13 protein-coding genes are annotated in these 13,826 nt (G+C 72.1%); 8 read left to right on the forward strand and 5 right to left on the reverse strand.

All coding sequences use genetic code 11. The features are described from left to right. Window positions 1-261 precede the first annotated feature (261 nt). Both A3Q37_RS16890 and A3Q37_RS16895 read left to right on the forward strand, forming a co-directional pair. The gene (locus tag A3Q37_RS16890; protein ID WP_003967102.1) at window positions 262-465 is read left to right on the forward strand and encodes a cold-shock protein; all 204 of its coding nucleotides are present in this window, start codon (window positions 262-264) and stop codon (window positions 463-465) included. A 154-nt stretch (window positions 466-619) separates the two neighbouring features. Beyond that, window positions 620-1,441: a MerR family transcriptional regulator gene (locus A3Q37_RS16895; protein ID WP_065485205.1), complete on the forward strand. Its 822-nt coding sequence runs from the start codon at window positions 620-622 to the stop codon at window positions 1,439-1,441. A 90-nt stretch (window positions 1,442-1,531) separates the two neighbouring features. On the opposite strand, the gene A3Q37_RS16900 is transcribed toward A3Q37_RS16895, so the two are convergent. Continuing rightward, window positions 1,532-2,764: an amidohydrolase family protein gene (locus A3Q37_RS16900; protein WP_065485207.1), complete on the reverse strand. Its 1,233-nt coding sequence runs from the start codon at window positions 2,762-2,764 to the stop codon at window positions 1,532-1,534. A gap of 313 nt (window positions 2,765-3,077) precedes the next feature. Between A3Q37_RS16900 and A3Q37_RS16905 the strand changes: the two genes are divergently transcribed. Together A3Q37_RS16905 and A3Q37_RS37255 are read left to right on the forward strand one after the other, a co-directional pair. Continuing rightward, a complete protein-coding gene (locus A3Q37_RS16905) occupies window positions 3,078-6,038 on the forward strand; it encodes a BTAD domain-containing putative transcriptional regulator (RefSeq protein WP_065485209.1) in 2,961 nt (986 codons plus the stop codon). 193 nt (window positions 6,039-6,231) lie between these two features. Then, on the forward strand, window positions 6,232-6,417 hold the full coding sequence (locus tag A3Q37_RS37255; protein WP_164202058.1) for a hypothetical protein: 186 nt from the start codon (window positions 6,232-6,234) through the stop codon (window positions 6,415-6,417). 139 nt (window positions 6,418-6,556) lie between these two features. Here the strand turns inward: A3Q37_RS37255 and A3Q37_RS16910 are convergent, their stop codons facing one another. Together A3Q37_RS16910 and A3Q37_RS16915 are read right to left on the reverse strand one after the other, a co-directional pair. Further along, window positions 6,557-6,805 carry a hypothetical protein gene (locus tag A3Q37_RS16910; RefSeq protein ID WP_065485243.1) on the reverse strand — a complete coding sequence of 83 codons (249 nt, stop codon included), beginning with the start codon at window positions 6,803-6,805 and terminating at the stop codon, window positions 6,557-6,559. A gap of 37 nt (window positions 6,806-6,842) precedes the next feature. Further along, window positions 6,843-8,411, reverse strand: coding sequence for a FadD3 family acyl-CoA ligase (locus tag A3Q37_RS16915; RefSeq protein WP_065485211.1), 1,569 nt, complete (start codon window positions 8,409-8,411; stop codon window positions 6,843-6,845). 99 nt (window positions 8,412-8,510) lie between these two features. Here A3Q37_RS16915 and A3Q37_RS16920 point away from each other — a divergent pair, with 99 nt between their 5' ends. The 3 genes from A3Q37_RS16920 to A3Q37_RS16930 are packed head-to-tail and all read left to right on the forward strand — an operon-like array spanning window position 8,511 to window position 10,910. Then, window positions 8,511-9,659 carry a lipid-transfer protein gene (locus A3Q37_RS16920; RefSeq protein ID WP_065485213.1) on the forward strand — a complete coding sequence of 383 codons (1,149 nt, stop codon included), beginning with the start codon at window positions 8,511-8,513 and terminating at the stop codon, window positions 9,657-9,659. Between the two features lie 15 nt (window positions 9,660-9,674). Next, window positions 9,675-10,130: a Zn-ribbon domain-containing OB-fold protein gene (locus A3Q37_RS16925; RefSeq protein ID WP_065485245.1), complete on the forward strand. Its 456-nt coding sequence runs from the start codon at window positions 9,675-9,677 to the stop codon at window positions 10,128-10,130. A 3-nt stretch (window positions 10,131-10,133) separates the two neighbouring features. Next, window positions 10,134-10,910 (forward strand): enoyl-CoA hydratase/isomerase family protein, encoded by a 777-nt coding sequence (locus A3Q37_RS16930; protein ID WP_065485215.1) that lies wholly within the window; start codon window positions 10,134-10,136, stop codon window positions 10,908-10,910. Between the two features lie 42 nt (window positions 10,911-10,952). Here the strand turns inward: A3Q37_RS16930 and A3Q37_RS16935 are convergent, their stop codons facing one another. Next, window positions 10,953-11,483, reverse strand: coding sequence for a hypothetical protein (locus tag A3Q37_RS16935; RefSeq protein ID WP_065485217.1), 531 nt, complete (start codon window positions 11,481-11,483; stop codon window positions 10,953-10,955). A 197-nt stretch (window positions 11,484-11,680) separates the two neighbouring features. Between A3Q37_RS16935 and A3Q37_RS16940 the strand changes: the two genes are divergently transcribed. After that, window positions 11,681-12,373, forward strand: a complete 693-nt coding sequence (locus A3Q37_RS16940) for a hypothetical protein (protein WP_065485218.1) — start codon at window positions 11,681-11,683, stop codon at window positions 12,371-12,373. A gap of 189 nt (window positions 12,374-12,562) precedes the next feature. Here the strand turns inward: A3Q37_RS16940 and A3Q37_RS16945 are convergent. Continuing rightward, the coding region (locus A3Q37_RS16945; protein ID WP_176711433.1) for a PQQ-binding-like beta-propeller repeat protein at window positions 12,563-13,826 on the reverse strand (1,264 nt) is incomplete at its 5' end.

Genomic DNA, 13,826 nt, shown 5'->3' on the forward strand with positions numbered 1-13,826 from the left:
ACCGGGGCCCGCGCACCCCCCTTTCACGGACCTCTCGCCGCACGCCCGGCGGGTCGCTCAAACCGTCGATCAAACCTTCGGGTGAAGTGATCTTTCCCTCTACCGCTCGCCGGAGACTGCGTGCTAGGCTCGCCCGCAAGTTGCAGTTTGGTTTCCCTTGCAGTACAGAGCCTGCGGAGCATGTAACCCGCAGGCTTTTGTAGTTTTCAGACTTGTTTGCAGGTTCTGGAGCAGGGCAACCCTTTGGCCCAAGGAGGGCTTATGGCTACCGGAACCGTCAAGTGGTTCAACGCTGAAAAGGGCTTCGGCTTCATCGCCCAGGACGGCGGCGGCCCGGATGTCTTCGTTCACTACTCCGCGATCAACGCGTCCGGGTTCCGCTCCCTCGAGGAGAACCAGGTCGTGAACTTCGACGTCACTCAGGGACCCAAGGGTCCGCAGGCTGAGAACGTCACCCCGGCCTAGTTGCCCGGGTCGGTCGATCGCGGCCGCACATAGCAGTACCCAAGGAGCCCCGCTCCCCCGCTTCGGCGGAGGAACGGGGCTCCTGCCTGTATACGGTCCGGTCCCGCGCCGCGCTTGACCTTGACCCCGTGTGAAGGGGTCCAGTGGAGCCATCATGTTCACCATCGGAGACTTCGCCAGGTACGGGCGGGTGTCGCCCCGGATGCTGCGTCATTACGACGCCATCGGGCTGCTGCGCCCGGCCCGCACCGACCCCGCCACCGGCTACCGCCTCTACGGCGCGGCCCAGCTCGCGCGGCTCAACCGGATCATCGCGCTCAAGGACCTCGGCTTCACGCTCCAGCAGGTGGGGGCGGTCCTGGACGAGCAGGTGGGCCCGGAGGAGCTGCGCGGGATGCTGCGGCTGCGCCGGGCGGAGCTGGCGGAGGCGGTGGCGGCCGCTTCGGAGCGGCTGGCCCGGGTCGAGGCGAGGCTCCGGTCGATCGAGAGCGAGGGGCGCATGCCTGCCGACGACGTCGTGATCAAGACCGTTCCGGCGGTCCGGGTGGCCGAGCTGACGGGGACGGCCGCGAGTTATCAGCCCGAGGACATCGGGCCGGTGATCGGCCCGATGTACGAGCGGCTCTTCCCGCTCCTGGAGGGCACGGGCGTCCGGCCCACCGGCCCCGGGATCGCCCGGTACGAGGACGAGCCCGGCGGCGGGATCGTCGTGCACGCCGGGGTGACCGTGGCGGCCCCGGTGGGCGCGGTCGGGGACACGGGGGTACGGGTGGTGGAGCTGCCGCCGTTCGAGGCGGCGACGATCGTGCACCGGGGCGCGATGGACGACGTACTGCCGGCGGCCAACACCCTGGCCCGCTGGCTGGAGGCCAACGGCTACCGCTCCACGGGGTACGCCCGGGAGGTCAGCCTGGAGTGCCCGCCGGACCGGGAGCAGTGGGTGACGGAGCTTCAGGAGCCGGTGGTGAAGGTCTGACGCGGCCGCCCGTACCGGGTGGGGCGGGGCCCCACCCCGTACGCCTAAGTGTGGTAACGAACCTCGCCCCTCCCCGTACGCCGGGCCGTCCTACGCCCCGCCCCCCGGCCCCGCCCAGAGCCCGTCCTCCGTGAGCCCCAGCAGTTCGATGGCGTTGCCGCGGACGATCCGGTCGACGACGTCCGGGGCGAGGTGGCCCATCTGCTCCTCGCCGACCTCGCGGGAGCGGGGCCAGGTGGAGTCGGAGTGCGGGTAGTCCGTCTCGTACAGGACGTTGCCGACACCGATCGCGTCGAGGTTCTTCAGCCCGAAGGCGTCGTCGAAGAAGCAGCCGTAGACGTGCTCGGCGAAGAGTTCGGACGGCGGGCGGTGGACCTTCTCGGCGACGCCGCCCCAGGCGCGGTTCTCCTCCCAGACCACGTCGGCGCGCTCCAGGATGTAGGGGATCCAGCCGATCTGCCCCTCCGCGTACATGATCTTGAGGTTGGGGAAGCGTTCGAACTTGCCGCTCATCAGCCAGTCGACCATCGAGAAGCAGCAGTTGGCGAAGGTGATGGTGGAGCCGACGGCGGGCGGGGCGTCGGCGGAGGTGGACGGCATCCGCGACGAGGAGCCGATGTGCATGGCGATGACGGTGCCGGTCTCGTCGCAGGCCGCGAGGAGCGGATCCCAGTCGTCCGCATGTATGGACGGAAGCCCGAGATGGGGAGGTATCTCGGAGAACGCGACGGCGCGCACGCCCCGCGCGGCATTGCGCCGTACCTCGGCGGCGGCGAGTTCGGCGTCCCACAGCGGGATGAGGGTGAGCGGGATGAGGCGGCCGTGCGCTTCGGGGCCGCACCACTCCTCCACCATCCAGTCGTTGTACGCGCGTACGCCGAGGAGCCCCAGCTCGCGGTTCTTGGCCTCGGTGAACGTCTGCCCGCAGAAGCGCGGGAAGGTCGGGAAACAGAGCGCGGACTGGACGTGGTTGACGTCCATGTCGGCGAGCCGGTCGGGGACCGAGAAGGAGCCGGGGCGCATCTGCTCGTAGGTGATGATCTCCAGCTTGATCTCGTCCCTGTCGTAGCCGACGGCGGTGTCCAGGCGGGTGAGCGGCCGGTGCAGATCCTCGTACACCCACCAGTCGCCGACCGGCCCGTCGTCGCCTTTGGCACCCATGACGGGCGCGAACTTTCCCCCGAGGAAGGTCATTTCCTTCAGGGGCGCGCGGACGATACGCGGGCCGGAGTCGGCGTACCTGGACGGGAGCCGGTCCCGCCAGACATGAGCGGGCTCCACCGTGTGGTCGTCCACCGAGATGATCTTCGGGAAGGTCTCCATGTGTTCCACGGTAGCGCTGATCTGACGAACCGTCAGCTTGCGTGCGGGCATTGACGTGGGACACGGCGGGTAGCGCGATGGGGAGCGTGCGACGGGGCGTGGTTCCCGAATCGTTGTCGAGGGCTTGTGCAGAGCGTCACCCACTGCTGACGAGTCCGCCCGAGACAAGGCAGACTGTTGAGCGCGATACCAGCGGTACCGCGCCATCCGGATGCACATCGCACTTCGGCGCACGGGGGACATTCGGGAGCGGCACCACCGGCAGGATCCGCAGACGAGCGGGTCCGGCAGGCGAGCAGGACAGGGGGCATCAATGGACCGTGACAGCGGGCCACGCGTGCGCGTACCGGAGCAGCGTGCTCCGGAGAAACCGGGTACGGCGGACGCTCTCAGGTTCACCGTGCTCGGCCCCGTCCGGACCTGGCGGGGCTCGGAGCTGCTCTCGTCCGGCTCGCCCCAGCAGCGTGCCCTGCTGACCGCGCTGCTGCTGCGCGAGGGGCGGACGGCCACCGCGGGCGAGCTGATCGACGCGTTCTGGGGCGAGGACCCGCCCTCGCAGGCGCTGGCGACGATCCGGACGTACGCCTCGCGGCTGCGCAAGATCCTGGGCCAGGACACGCTGGTGAGCGAGTCGGGCGGGTACGCGATCCGGATCGACCGGGGTGCGCTGGACCTGACCCTGGCCCAGGATCTGGCGGCCGAGGCGGAGAAGGCGCGGGCGGCCGGGGACCGGTGCCAGGCGCGCACCCTGATCAACAAGGTGCTGGGCCTGTGGGACGGCGAGGCGCTGGCCTCCGTGCCCGGTCCGTACGCGGACAACCAGCGGACCCGGCTGGAGGAGTGGCGGCTCCAGCTCACCGAGACGCGGCTCGACCTGGACCTGGAGGTCGGCTGCCACGCGGAGGCGGTCTCCGAGCTGACCGCGCTCACGGCGGCGCACCCGCTGCGGGAGCGGCTGCGCGAGCTGCTGATGGTGGCGCTGTACCGGAGCGGGCGGCAGGCGGAGGCGCTGGCCGTGTACGCGGACACGCGCCGTCTCCTCGCCGAGGAGCTGGGGGTCGACCCGCGCCCCGAACTGGCCCAGCTCCAGCAGCGGATCCTGCGCGCGGACGAGGAGCTGGCCCGCCCGGCGGACGAACCGGCGCCGACGCCGGCGCCGTTGAAGCCGGCGCAGCTGCCCGCCACCGTGCCCGACTTCACCGGCCGCTCCGCGTTCGTGTCGGAGCTGGGCAGCCGGCTGGCCACGGCGGAGGGCTCGGTCATGGCGGTCTCGGCCGTGGCCGGGATCGGCGGGGTCGGCAAGACCACCCTGGCGGTGCACGTGGCGCACCAGGCCCGCAGGCACTTCCCGGACGGACAGCTGTACGTCGACCTCCAGGGCGCGGGGGCGCGGGTGGCGGAGCCGGAGACGGTCCTCGGCTCGTTCCTGCGCGCGCTCGGCACGGCGGACTCGGCGATCCCGGACACGCTGGACGAGCGGGCCGCGCTGTACCGCTCGACGCTGGACGGCCGCCGGATCCTGATCCTCCTGGACAACGCGCATGACGCGGCGCAGATCCGCCCGTTGCTGCCCGGTACGCCGGGGTGCGCGGCGCTGGTGACGAGCCGGGTGCGGATGGTGGACCTGGCCGGGGCGCATCTGGTGGACCTGGACGTGATGTCACCGGAGGAGGCGCTGGCTCTCTTCACCCGGATCGTCGGCGCGGAGCGGGTGGGCGCGGAGCGCGATGCGGCCCTCGACGTGGTGGCCGCGTGCGGCTTCCTGCCCCTGGCGATCCGCATCGCCGCCTCCCGCCTGGCGGCGCGCCGCACGTGGACGGTGTCGGTCCTCGCGGCGAAGCTCGCGGACGAGCGGCGCCGGCTGGACGAGCTCCAGGCGGGGGACCTCGCGGTGAAGGCCACGTTCGAACTCGGCTACGGCCAACTGGAACCGGCCCAGGCCCGAGCCTTCCGCCTCCTGGGCCTGGCGGACGGCCCGGACATCTCCCTGGCCGCGGCGGCCGCCCTCCTGGACCTGCACCCGCACGCGGCGGAGGACCTCCTGGAGGCCCTGGTCGACACGAGCCTGGTCGAGTCCGCCGCCCCGGGCCGCTACCGCTACCACGACCTGGTGCGCCTCTACGCGCGAGCGTGCGCGGAACGGGACGAGGGGGCGACGGAGCGGGAGTCGGCGCTGTCGCGGCTGCTGGACTTCTATCTGGCTACGGCGGCGGGGGTTTATGCGCTGGAGCGGCCGGGGGAGCGTGTACTCGACCACTTCACGCCCACCGAGTACCCGGGCCTCACCTTCCCGGCGCGGGAGGCCGCGCTGGACTGGCTGTTCACCGAGTCGAGCGGGCTGCTGGCCTGCGCACGCCAGTCGGCGGCCATCGGTATGCCGCAACGGGCCGCCGATCTGCTCATGGCCGTGGTCGACCTGGGCGAATCGGGCGCGAACTCCCATCAGTTCGCCACGGCGGCGAAGGCGGTCAGCGAGGCGGCGGAGACGGCGGCGGTGCCCCGGGCCGAGGCAAGGGCTCGGACGATGCTGTCGCATGTGCACAGCGTCTCGGGACGGTTCGCCGAGGCCGAGACCGAGGCGATCCGGGCACTGGACCTGGGGCGGCTGGCGCAGGACGCGGTGTCGCAGGGGCAGGCGCCCAATCAGCGAGGCATCATCGCCCTCTACGAGAACCGGCACGACGACGCCGAAGCCCATCTGACCCAGGCCATGACCGCTTTCCGGGCCGACGGCAACAAGCCCGGTGAGGCCGCCGCCCTGTGCAATCTCTCGCGGGTGCACCTCGCGACCGGCCGGACCACCACCGCCGTCCAGCTGGCCGAGGAAGGCGTCGCCATCTACGAGGACGACGCCTCGGGGCTGGCGCTCCGGCTGGCCAACGGCAAGTACGCTCTCGGGCTGGCGCTGATCGGCAGCGGCCGGACGGACCACGCCCGGTACGTGCTGCTGGAGGCTCTGCAGATATTCCGTGAGAGCCGGCAGCAGCTGTGGCACGGGATGACGCTCTTCCGCCTGTCCGAGCTTCACCTGGCCGAACAGGAGGGGGCCCTGGCGGCCGCCCACGCCGAACAGTCCCTGGCCGTGCTGCGCGGCATCGGCGGGGACTGGCGGCGTGCCAATATCCTGACCGTGCTCGGTCAGGCCCTCGCGGTGATAGGACAGACCGACCGGGCCCAGGTGTGCTGGGGCGAGGCTCTGACCGTCTTCGAGGAGTTGGGGTCGCCGGAAGCGGAAGCAGTGCGTCAACTCCTGGACCCGGCAGGCGTGAGCTGACGCCGCAGGGGCGTTCATCAATCGTTTATCGCCACACTGCACCCTTTAGTCATCGATCCGTCGCGTCGGGGGGCAGACGGGTCGGCTCAGCGGCCCACCACTAAGGTGAACGGCCCTGGAGGGCCCGCCCGGCAGTCCACGGGGGAACAGCCGGGCGGTCCCCGCCCGATCATCACGCCACCACGATCAGGAGTTGAGCCAGATGGCCGCCAACAAGAACGACCTGAAGCCGCAGGACGCCCACGCCACCGGCGAGGAGATCACCACCCAGGACGCGCACGCGACCGGCGGCCCCCTGAAGCCGCAGGACGCCCACGCCACGTCCAAGCCGGTGGCGAAGCCCACCGACGCCCACGCGACGAGCGAGCCCGCCAACTAGACCTCCCCGACGGGGACACGGGGGAAGCGATCACGGCAGCGCCGAGGGGGAGCCGCCGCGGTCGCGGTACGGGGGAATGTGTGAGGGGCCCGAGACGGGGGAAACGCTCGGGCCCCTCTCGCGTGTCCGGGGACGGCACCTACAGGCCCCGCTCCTCGAACCACCGCTCGATGTCACGCAACTCGGCGGCGGACGCCGCCTGCTCCTCCTCCGTGGGCGGGCCGTACTCCTTCTCCATCCATGCCACCAGCTCCCCCAGCCGGTCCTGCTCGCGTCGGCGCTCGACGACCCGAGTGACGTACGCGCTCAACCCGCCGGGGCCGACCTCGGCCAGGATCTCCTCCGCCAGCTTCTCCGGCAGGGTGACGGTGTACTTCTTGGTTGCCATACGCACGACGATGCCGCCGGGAACCCGCCGACCCCACTCATTTCCTCCCATCCGGTGATCCCCGCAGCTCCCCCTTCACCACCTTGCCGCTCGCGTTGCGCGGGAGTTCCGGGACGAACTCCACCGTCCTCGGGACCTTGAAGTTCGCCATTTCGCGGCGGGACCAGGCGATCAGGTCGTCCGCGGTGAGCGTCGCGCCCCGGCGGCGGACCGCGTAGGCCTTGCCGACCTCGCCGAGGCGGGGGTCCGGGACGCCGATGACCGCGACGTCCGCCACGTCCGGGTGGAGGCCGAGGAGCTGTTCTATCTCGGCCGGGTACGCGTTGAAGCCGCCCACGATGAACATGTCCTTCATCCGGTCCGTGATCCTCAGGTTGCCCGCCGGGTCCAGGACGCCCACGTCGCCGGTGCGGAGCCAGCCGTCCTCGGTCATCGTGGCGGCCGTCGTGTCCGGGTCCTCGTAGTAGCCGGTCATGACGTTGAAGCCGCGGACCTGGACCTCGCCCGGAGCACCCGGTTCCGCCAGGACACGGATCTCCGTGCCGGGGATCGCGCGGCCCGACGTCGTCGCCACGACCTCCGGCGCGTCGCCCCGGCGGCACATCGTGACGATGCCGCTCGCCTCGGAGAGGCCGTACGCCGTGAGGACCGTCGCGATGCCCAACTCGTTGCGCAGGCGTTCCACCAGTTGGAGGGGGACCACCGCCGCGCCCGTCACCACCAGGCGCAGGGCCGACAGGTCGTGCGCCTCGCGGGCCGGGTGGTCCAGCAGGGACTGGTGGAGGGTCGGCGGGCCGGGCAGGACCGAGATGCGTTCCGCCGCGATGTTCGCCAGCACCGTGTCCACGTTGAACACCGGCTGCGGCACCATCGTGGCCCCCCGCATCAGACAGGCGATGATCCCCGCCTTGTAGCCGAAGGTGTGGAAGAACGGGTTCACGATGAGGTAGCGGTCGCCCTCGCGCAGGCCCGCCAGGTCGCTCCAGATCTCGTACGCGCGCAGCGTCTGGGCATGGGTGATCACCGCACCCTTGGGCGCGCCCGTCGTGCCCGAGGTGTAGATGATGTCGGAGGGGGACGACGGGGCGATCGCGGCCGCTCGGTCCCGTACGGCGGGGGACTCCACCCTCCTCCCCGCCGCCAGGAACTCCGGCCAGCTCGTGTAGTCCTCCGGCGCCGTGTCCGCCAGCACCACCACCCGTTCCAGGTCCGGCAGTTTCACCTCCGCCCGGCGCAGCGACGCCACGTACGACGTGCCCAGGAACGTGCCCGTGACGAACAGCAGCCTCGCCCGGCTGCGCCGCAGGATGTACGCCGCCTCCGTGCCCTTGAAGCGGGTGTTCAGCGGGACCAGCACCGCGCCCGCACTCACCGCGCCGAGCGCCGAGACGATCCAGTCCGTGGTGTTCGGGGCCCAGATCGCCACCCGGTCCCCCGGCTCCACCCCGGCCGCCATGCACGCGGCCGCCGCCCGCTCCACCCGCGCGCCGAGTTCGGCGTACGTCAGCCTCGTGCGGCCGTCGGCCACCGCCTCGGTCGGGCCGTACCGCTCCGCCGCCGCCCGCACCAGCCCCGGGATGCTGCCCCACTCCTCGTCGCCCCGCATCACGCGCCCGCCTTCCGCCGCCGCACTAGCTGACTATCCGTCAGATTAGCGGTAGCCTCTGCCGCTGTCAGCAGGGGCGACGGTGCGGGAGGTCAGCGGATGGCGACGCTCAAGGACGCGACGGCGATAGCCGGGATAGGTCAGACAGCGTTCGCGAAACGACTCCCGGAGTCCGAGAAGACCCTCGCCTGCCGGGCGATCCTCGCCGCCCTCGACGACGCGGGCATCGCCCCCTCGGAGGTCGACGGCTTCGCCTCGTACACCATGGAGGAGACCGACGAGGTCGAGGTCGCCAAGGCGATCGGGGCCGGGGATGTCACCTTCTTCAGCAAGGTGGGGTACGGCGGGGGCGGTTCCTGCGCCACCCTCGGCCATCTCGCCGCCGCCATCGCCACCGGGCAGGCGAGCGTCGGGGTCGCCTGGCGGTCCCGGAAGCGCGGATCCGGGCCCCGGCCGTGGAAGAACACCGCCGTGCAACTGCCCACCCCCGCCCAGTGGACCCGACCCTACGGGCTCCTCCGGCCCGCCGACGAGATCGGCATGCTCGCCCGGCGCTACATGCACGAGTACGGGGCCACCCGCGACCACCTCTTCAACGTCGCCCTCGCCTGCCGCAACCGGGCCAACCAGAACCCGGACGCGATCATGTACGACCGCCCGCTGACCCGCGAGATGTACATGACCTCCCGCTGGATCAGCGAACCCCTCTGCCTCTTCGACAACTGCCTGGAGACAGACGGGGCGTTGGCCTGCGTCATCGTCTCCGCCGAGCGCGCCCGCGACTGCCGGCAGAAGCCCGTCTACCTCCACTCCGTCGCCCAGGGGCTGCCCGCCCAGCACCACGGAATGGTCAACTACTGGAACGACGACCCGCTCACCGGACCCGCCTGGACGGCCGCCCGACAGCTGTGGAAACAGGCCGACTTCGGACCGGACGACGTCCATGTGGCCCAGATCTACGACGCGTTCACCCCGCTCGTCCCGCTCTCCCTGGAGGGCTACGGCTTCTGCGCGCGCGGCGAGGGCGGCGCGTTCACCGAGGGCGGGGCGCTGGAGAGCGGCGGACGACTGCCGGTCAACACCGGCGGGGGCGGGCTGAGCGAGGCGTACGTCCACGGCTTCAACCTCATCACCGAGGGCGTCAAGCAACTGCGCGGCACCTCCACCGCCCAGGTGCCGGACGCCACCACCTGCCTGGTCACCGCCGGTGAGGGCGTGCCGACATCCGCTGTCCTGCTGAGGAGTTGAGGCAATCCCATGAGCATGTCCGATTCCGACGCACTACTGCTGCCCGTCGTCGACGAGGACGGCGCCCCCTTCTGGGCGTACGCCGCCCGGGGCGAACTCCGCGTCCAGGCCTGCGCCTCCCCCGTCTGCGGCGAACTCCGCTTCCCACCCCGCCCCTGCTGCCCGCACTGCGGGTCCTTCGCCAGCGAGTGGCGGCTGATGAGCGGGCGCGGGCGGCTCTGGTCGTACGTCGTGCCGCACCCGCCACTCCTCCCCGCGTACGCCGAACAGGCCCCGTACAACGCGGTGTTGGTCGAGCTCGCGGACGCCCCGCAGATCCGTCTTGCCGGGAACGTCGTCGCCTCCCCCGACGCGCCGCTGAACTCCGTCGACCCGGCGCGGCTGCGGATCGGGGGTCCGGTGCGGGCCGCGTTCTGCCCGGCGGGGCCCGACGGCTCGGTCACCCTCGTCCGCTGGCTCCTGGAGCGGTGAGCGGTGGCGCTGCGCATCGAGCGGGAGGCCGCGGCCGGGGTCGCGCTCGTCACCCTCGACCGGCCGGCGAAGCTCAACGCGATCGACCTGGAGACCGCCGCGGAACTCGCCGCGCTGTGGCAGGAGTTGCGGTACGACGAGAGCGTCCGGGCCGCCGTCCTCACCGGGGCCGGAACACGCGCCTTCTGTACCGGGATCGACCGGGGGGTCGACGTCCCGCAGCCCCCCTCCCCGTACGCCGTCGACGACCCGCTCCTGCGCATCGGGCCCAAGGCGAACGACCTGTGGAAGCCGGTGATCGCGGCGGTGGAGGGGATGGCCTGCGGCGGCGCGTTCTACCTGCTGGGCGAAGCGGAGTTCGTCGTCGCGTCCCGGGAGGCGACGTTCTTCGACCCGCACACGACGTACGGGATGGTCTCGGCGTACGAGGCGATCGCGATGGCCCAGCGGATGCCGTACGGAGAAGTCGCCCGGATGTCCCTGATGGGCACGGCGGAACGGGTGAGCGCCGAGCGGGCGTACGCGGTCGGGCTGGTCAGTGAGGTGACGGAGCCGGGCGGCGCGGTGGCGGCGGCGCTGCGGTCGGCGGCCGTGATCGCCGGCTACCCCACGGACGCCGTCCAGGGCACGGTCCGGGCGGTGTGGTCCGCGAAGGAGGCGGCCAGGACCCAGGCGATGGCCCAGGCCCCGGCGCTGATCGCCCTCGGCAACCTGCCCCCGGAGCGACAGGCGGAGCTGTTCGGGGGGCGGGGTGGGGGCGGGCGCCCGTGGATACGGTGATCCTTGGAGGCCCGCCCCGGCGCGTGCGGGAAGCGGCCGCGCTCAGAGCGCCACCGCGGTCACTTCGCAGCGCTTGACCCGGGACACCTTGCCGGGGCTCTCCATCCGCACGGTGAGGGTGCGCACCTCGCCGCCGTCGAGGTTCGTGGTGGTCTCGGCGGTGTCCACGGTCTGGCCGAGGGCGTCGACGAACCGCACGTCGATCTCGTACGCCTGCGAGCCCGGCTCGTTCGCCCGCAGCTCGACCAGCGACGCCGTGACCGCCTTGCGCTTGCCCTTGCCCGGCGCGGCGCAGCGGATCACCCGGACGGCGGGGGCGTCGGACGCGGTGGGCGTCGGGGTTCCGTAGGAGCCGGACGAGCCGGAGGACGAGGAGTCGTCGTAGTCGTCGTCGTTGTAGTCCGTGTCGCGGTAGCCGTTGTTGCTCTTCTTCGAGCTGGAGCAGCCACCGCCGCTCGAACTGCCGCTCTTGCTCTTGCCGCTCTTGCCGCCGCTGCTGGAGGTCGAGAATCCGGTGAGCGCGAGCACCACCACGACCAGGACCGCCGCGAGCTTCATCTGTCGCCGCATCATGGATGCAGCCCCCCTTTGAGTTTCGTTGCCGTATGTCGAGCCGGTGGCGTGCGTTGTGACGCTCAGCATGCCCTGCGGGACTCCCCGTTCAGGTCATGACCCTGTCACGGTCCGGTCATGGTCTGCGTGGCGGGGGTGATCGTCCCGGCGTAGCGTCGGTGACGGGGGCCGTTCGCGTACGCCCCTGGAGGCTGACGATGATCCGCAACGTCCTCGGCTCCGTCGTCGCCCTGGCCGGGGCCGCCTCCGCCGTGCTGAGCCCGTTCCGCGACTGGTACGGCGGGCGGGCCGGGCGCGACTACCGGGTGGCGGACCTCTTCGAGGGGATCACCGCCACGGAGTCGGGGGTGCTGGTCTCGATCCTGCTGCCGTTCCTGGCGGCGGCGCTGCTGGTGATCGTGGGCGTGGTGCTCCGCTCGCGGCTCGTGGTCGCCCTCGCGGGGCTGGTGGTGCTGGGCTTCACGATCCTGTGGATGGTCCGCCAGGGGCAGGCCTCGGGGTCGCTGGTGGTGGGTGGGGACGGGGAGGGTTTGCAGGTGGGGGTGGCGAACGCGCTGGCGGGCGGGGTGCTGATGCTGATCGGGGCGTTGCTGATGAGGGGGCGGCGGAGTCGGCGGGAGCGGAGTCCGGTGCGGGGGCGGGAGCGGGAGCCGGTGGAGCCGTTCGCCGTGCCGGCGGCGGATCAGGTGGATACGTGGCCGCCTACGCAGGAGCCGGGGATGTCCGTGCAGATGTCGCCGTGGCCGGAGCCGGAGGTGGACCCGTACACGGGGCCCGACCCCCGTGACCCCCGTACGCGGTCGTATCCGCGGGCCGCCCCGCACCCGGAGGACGACCCCCGCGACCCGGTCCACCCGCCCCATCCGCCTCCGCCGCCCCCGCAGGGTTGACGCCCGCCCCCGCCAAGGGTTCCGTCCTCAATCGCCGGACGGGCTCAGGATGTCCTCAAACGCCGGACGGGCTGGGTGTGCGCCGGAACGGGCTGGGGAAGTCGCCGGACGGGCGGGAAAATCAAGCCCGTCCGGCGATTGAGGACATCTTTCGAGCCCGTCCGGCGATTGAGGACAAAAACAACCGGCTCAGGTCCGGGCCCGATTCCCCGTGCCCGTGCCCTTCAGCGCGTCCAGCGCGTACACGCACCGGTCCTTGCTGCACGCGTACACCACACCCCCCTGCGCCACCGGCGACCCCGTGATCTCGCCGCCCGTCGCCAGCTTCCAGCGGAGCTGGCCGCCCGCCGCGTCCAGGGTGTACAGCACATGGTCCGCCGAGCCGAAGTGGACCCGGCCGTCCGCCACCACCGGCGCGCCCACCACATCGCCGCCCGCCGCGAAGCGCCACTTCGGGGTGCCGGTGACCGCGTCCAGGGTGTACAGCGCACTGCCGCTGCCGACGTGCACGTTGCCCACCGCGACCAGCACCGGTTCGATGGAGGACCGGGCCTCCGTGGCGATCCGCCAGCGGTCCTTGCCGGTCGTCGCGTCCAGCGCGTACACCGTGCCGAGGTAGTCCGCGAGGTACACCCCGCCGCCCGTCACCGCCGGGCCCGGCGCGAACGCGGGCGGGGAGAGGAAGACCGCCGGGGCCTCGAAGTGCCAGCGGACCCGGCCGGAGCCGGTCTCCACCGCCAGCACCCGGGTGCCCGCCGCGATGTATACGTAACCGTCGGAGGCCGGGGTGACCCGGACCGGGACGCCGCCGCAGGAGGCCGCGTCGCCGATCGGGTACGACCAGCGCTCCAGCCCCGTACGGGCGTCCAGCGCGCGCAGCCGGGCGTCCTGCCAGACGTACACCGTGCCGTCGTGGATGACCGGCCCGGCCTCCGCCGTCTCGAAGTCGGTCTGCGCGCCGGTGACTTCCCACAGCTTCTCGCCGTTGGACGCCTCCCAGCCCTGTACGCCGCCGCCCCGGGTCGCGGTCAGGACCGTGCCCCGGTCGGCCTTGAGCGCGTACACCCAGGCGTCGGTCGACAGGCGCCACTGCTCGGCGCCGGTCGCGGCGTCCAGCGCGTACAGCGAGGGGCCGTCCGACGCGTGGATCCTGCCGCCCTCGACGGCCATCGCCCAGGCCACGTCCCGGGTCTTGAACTGGCGCCGGCCGTTGCCCACGTCCAGCGCGTGGACCTCGAAGGACGTCACGTACAGCAGATCGCCGGAGACGACGGGCGTGCCCCACACGTCGTTGGACATGCGGAAGCGCCAGGGCCGCCAGCGGTCGGGGGCGGGGGCGTCCGGGGCGGGGCCCGGGGCCGGTACGGGGGCGGTGGGCGCCGTGGCCGCGGCGGACGAACCGTTGACCCCGGCGGGCGGGCGGACCCAGCCGGTCGCGGGCGCCGGGTGCGCG

The organism is Streptomyces sp. PTY087I2, assembly GCF_001687325.1.
Classification (GTDB): domain Bacteria; phylum Actinomycetota; class Actinomycetes; order Streptomycetales; family Streptomycetaceae; genus Streptomyces.

Bases quoted from the DNA above. Each gene is read 5' to 3' on its own strand.
- A3Q37_RS16920 (WP_065485213.1), top strand. From the start codon at position 8,511: ATGGCGACGCTCAAGGACGCGACGGCGATAGCCGGGATAGGTCAGACA.
- A3Q37_RS16905 (WP_065485209.1), top strand. From the start codon at position 3,078: ATGGACCGTGACAGCGGGCCACGCGTGCGCGTACCGGAGCAGCGTGCT.
- A3Q37_RS16940 (WP_065485218.1), top strand. From the start codon at position 11,681: ATGATCCGCAACGTCCTCGGCTCCGTCGTCGCCCTGGCCGGGGCCGCC.
- A3Q37_RS16925 (WP_065485245.1), top strand. From the start codon at position 9,675: ATGTCCGATTCCGACGCACTACTGCTGCCCGTCGTCGACGAGGACGGC.
- A3Q37_RS16900 (WP_065485207.1), bottom strand. From the start codon at position 2,764: ATGGAGACCTTCCCGAAGATCATCTCGGTGGACGACCACACGGTGGAG.
- A3Q37_RS16910 (WP_065485243.1), bottom strand. From the start codon at position 6,805: ATGGCAACCAAGAAGTACACCGTCACCCTGCCGGAGAAGCTGGCGGAG.
- A3Q37_RS16935 (WP_065485217.1), bottom strand. From the start codon at position 11,483: ATGATGCGGCGACAGATGAAGCTCGCGGCGGTCCTGGTCGTGGTGGTG.
- A3Q37_RS16915 (WP_065485211.1), bottom strand. From the start codon at position 8,411: ATGCGGGGCGACGAGGAGTGGGGCAGCATCCCGGGGCTGGTGCGGGCG.
- A3Q37_RS16890 (WP_003967102.1), top strand. From the start codon at position 262: ATGGCTACCGGAACCGTCAAGTGGTTCAACGCTGAAAAGGGCTTCGGC.
- A3Q37_RS16895 (WP_065485205.1), top strand. From the start codon at position 620: ATGTTCACCATCGGAGACTTCGCCAGGTACGGGCGGGTGTCGCCCCGG.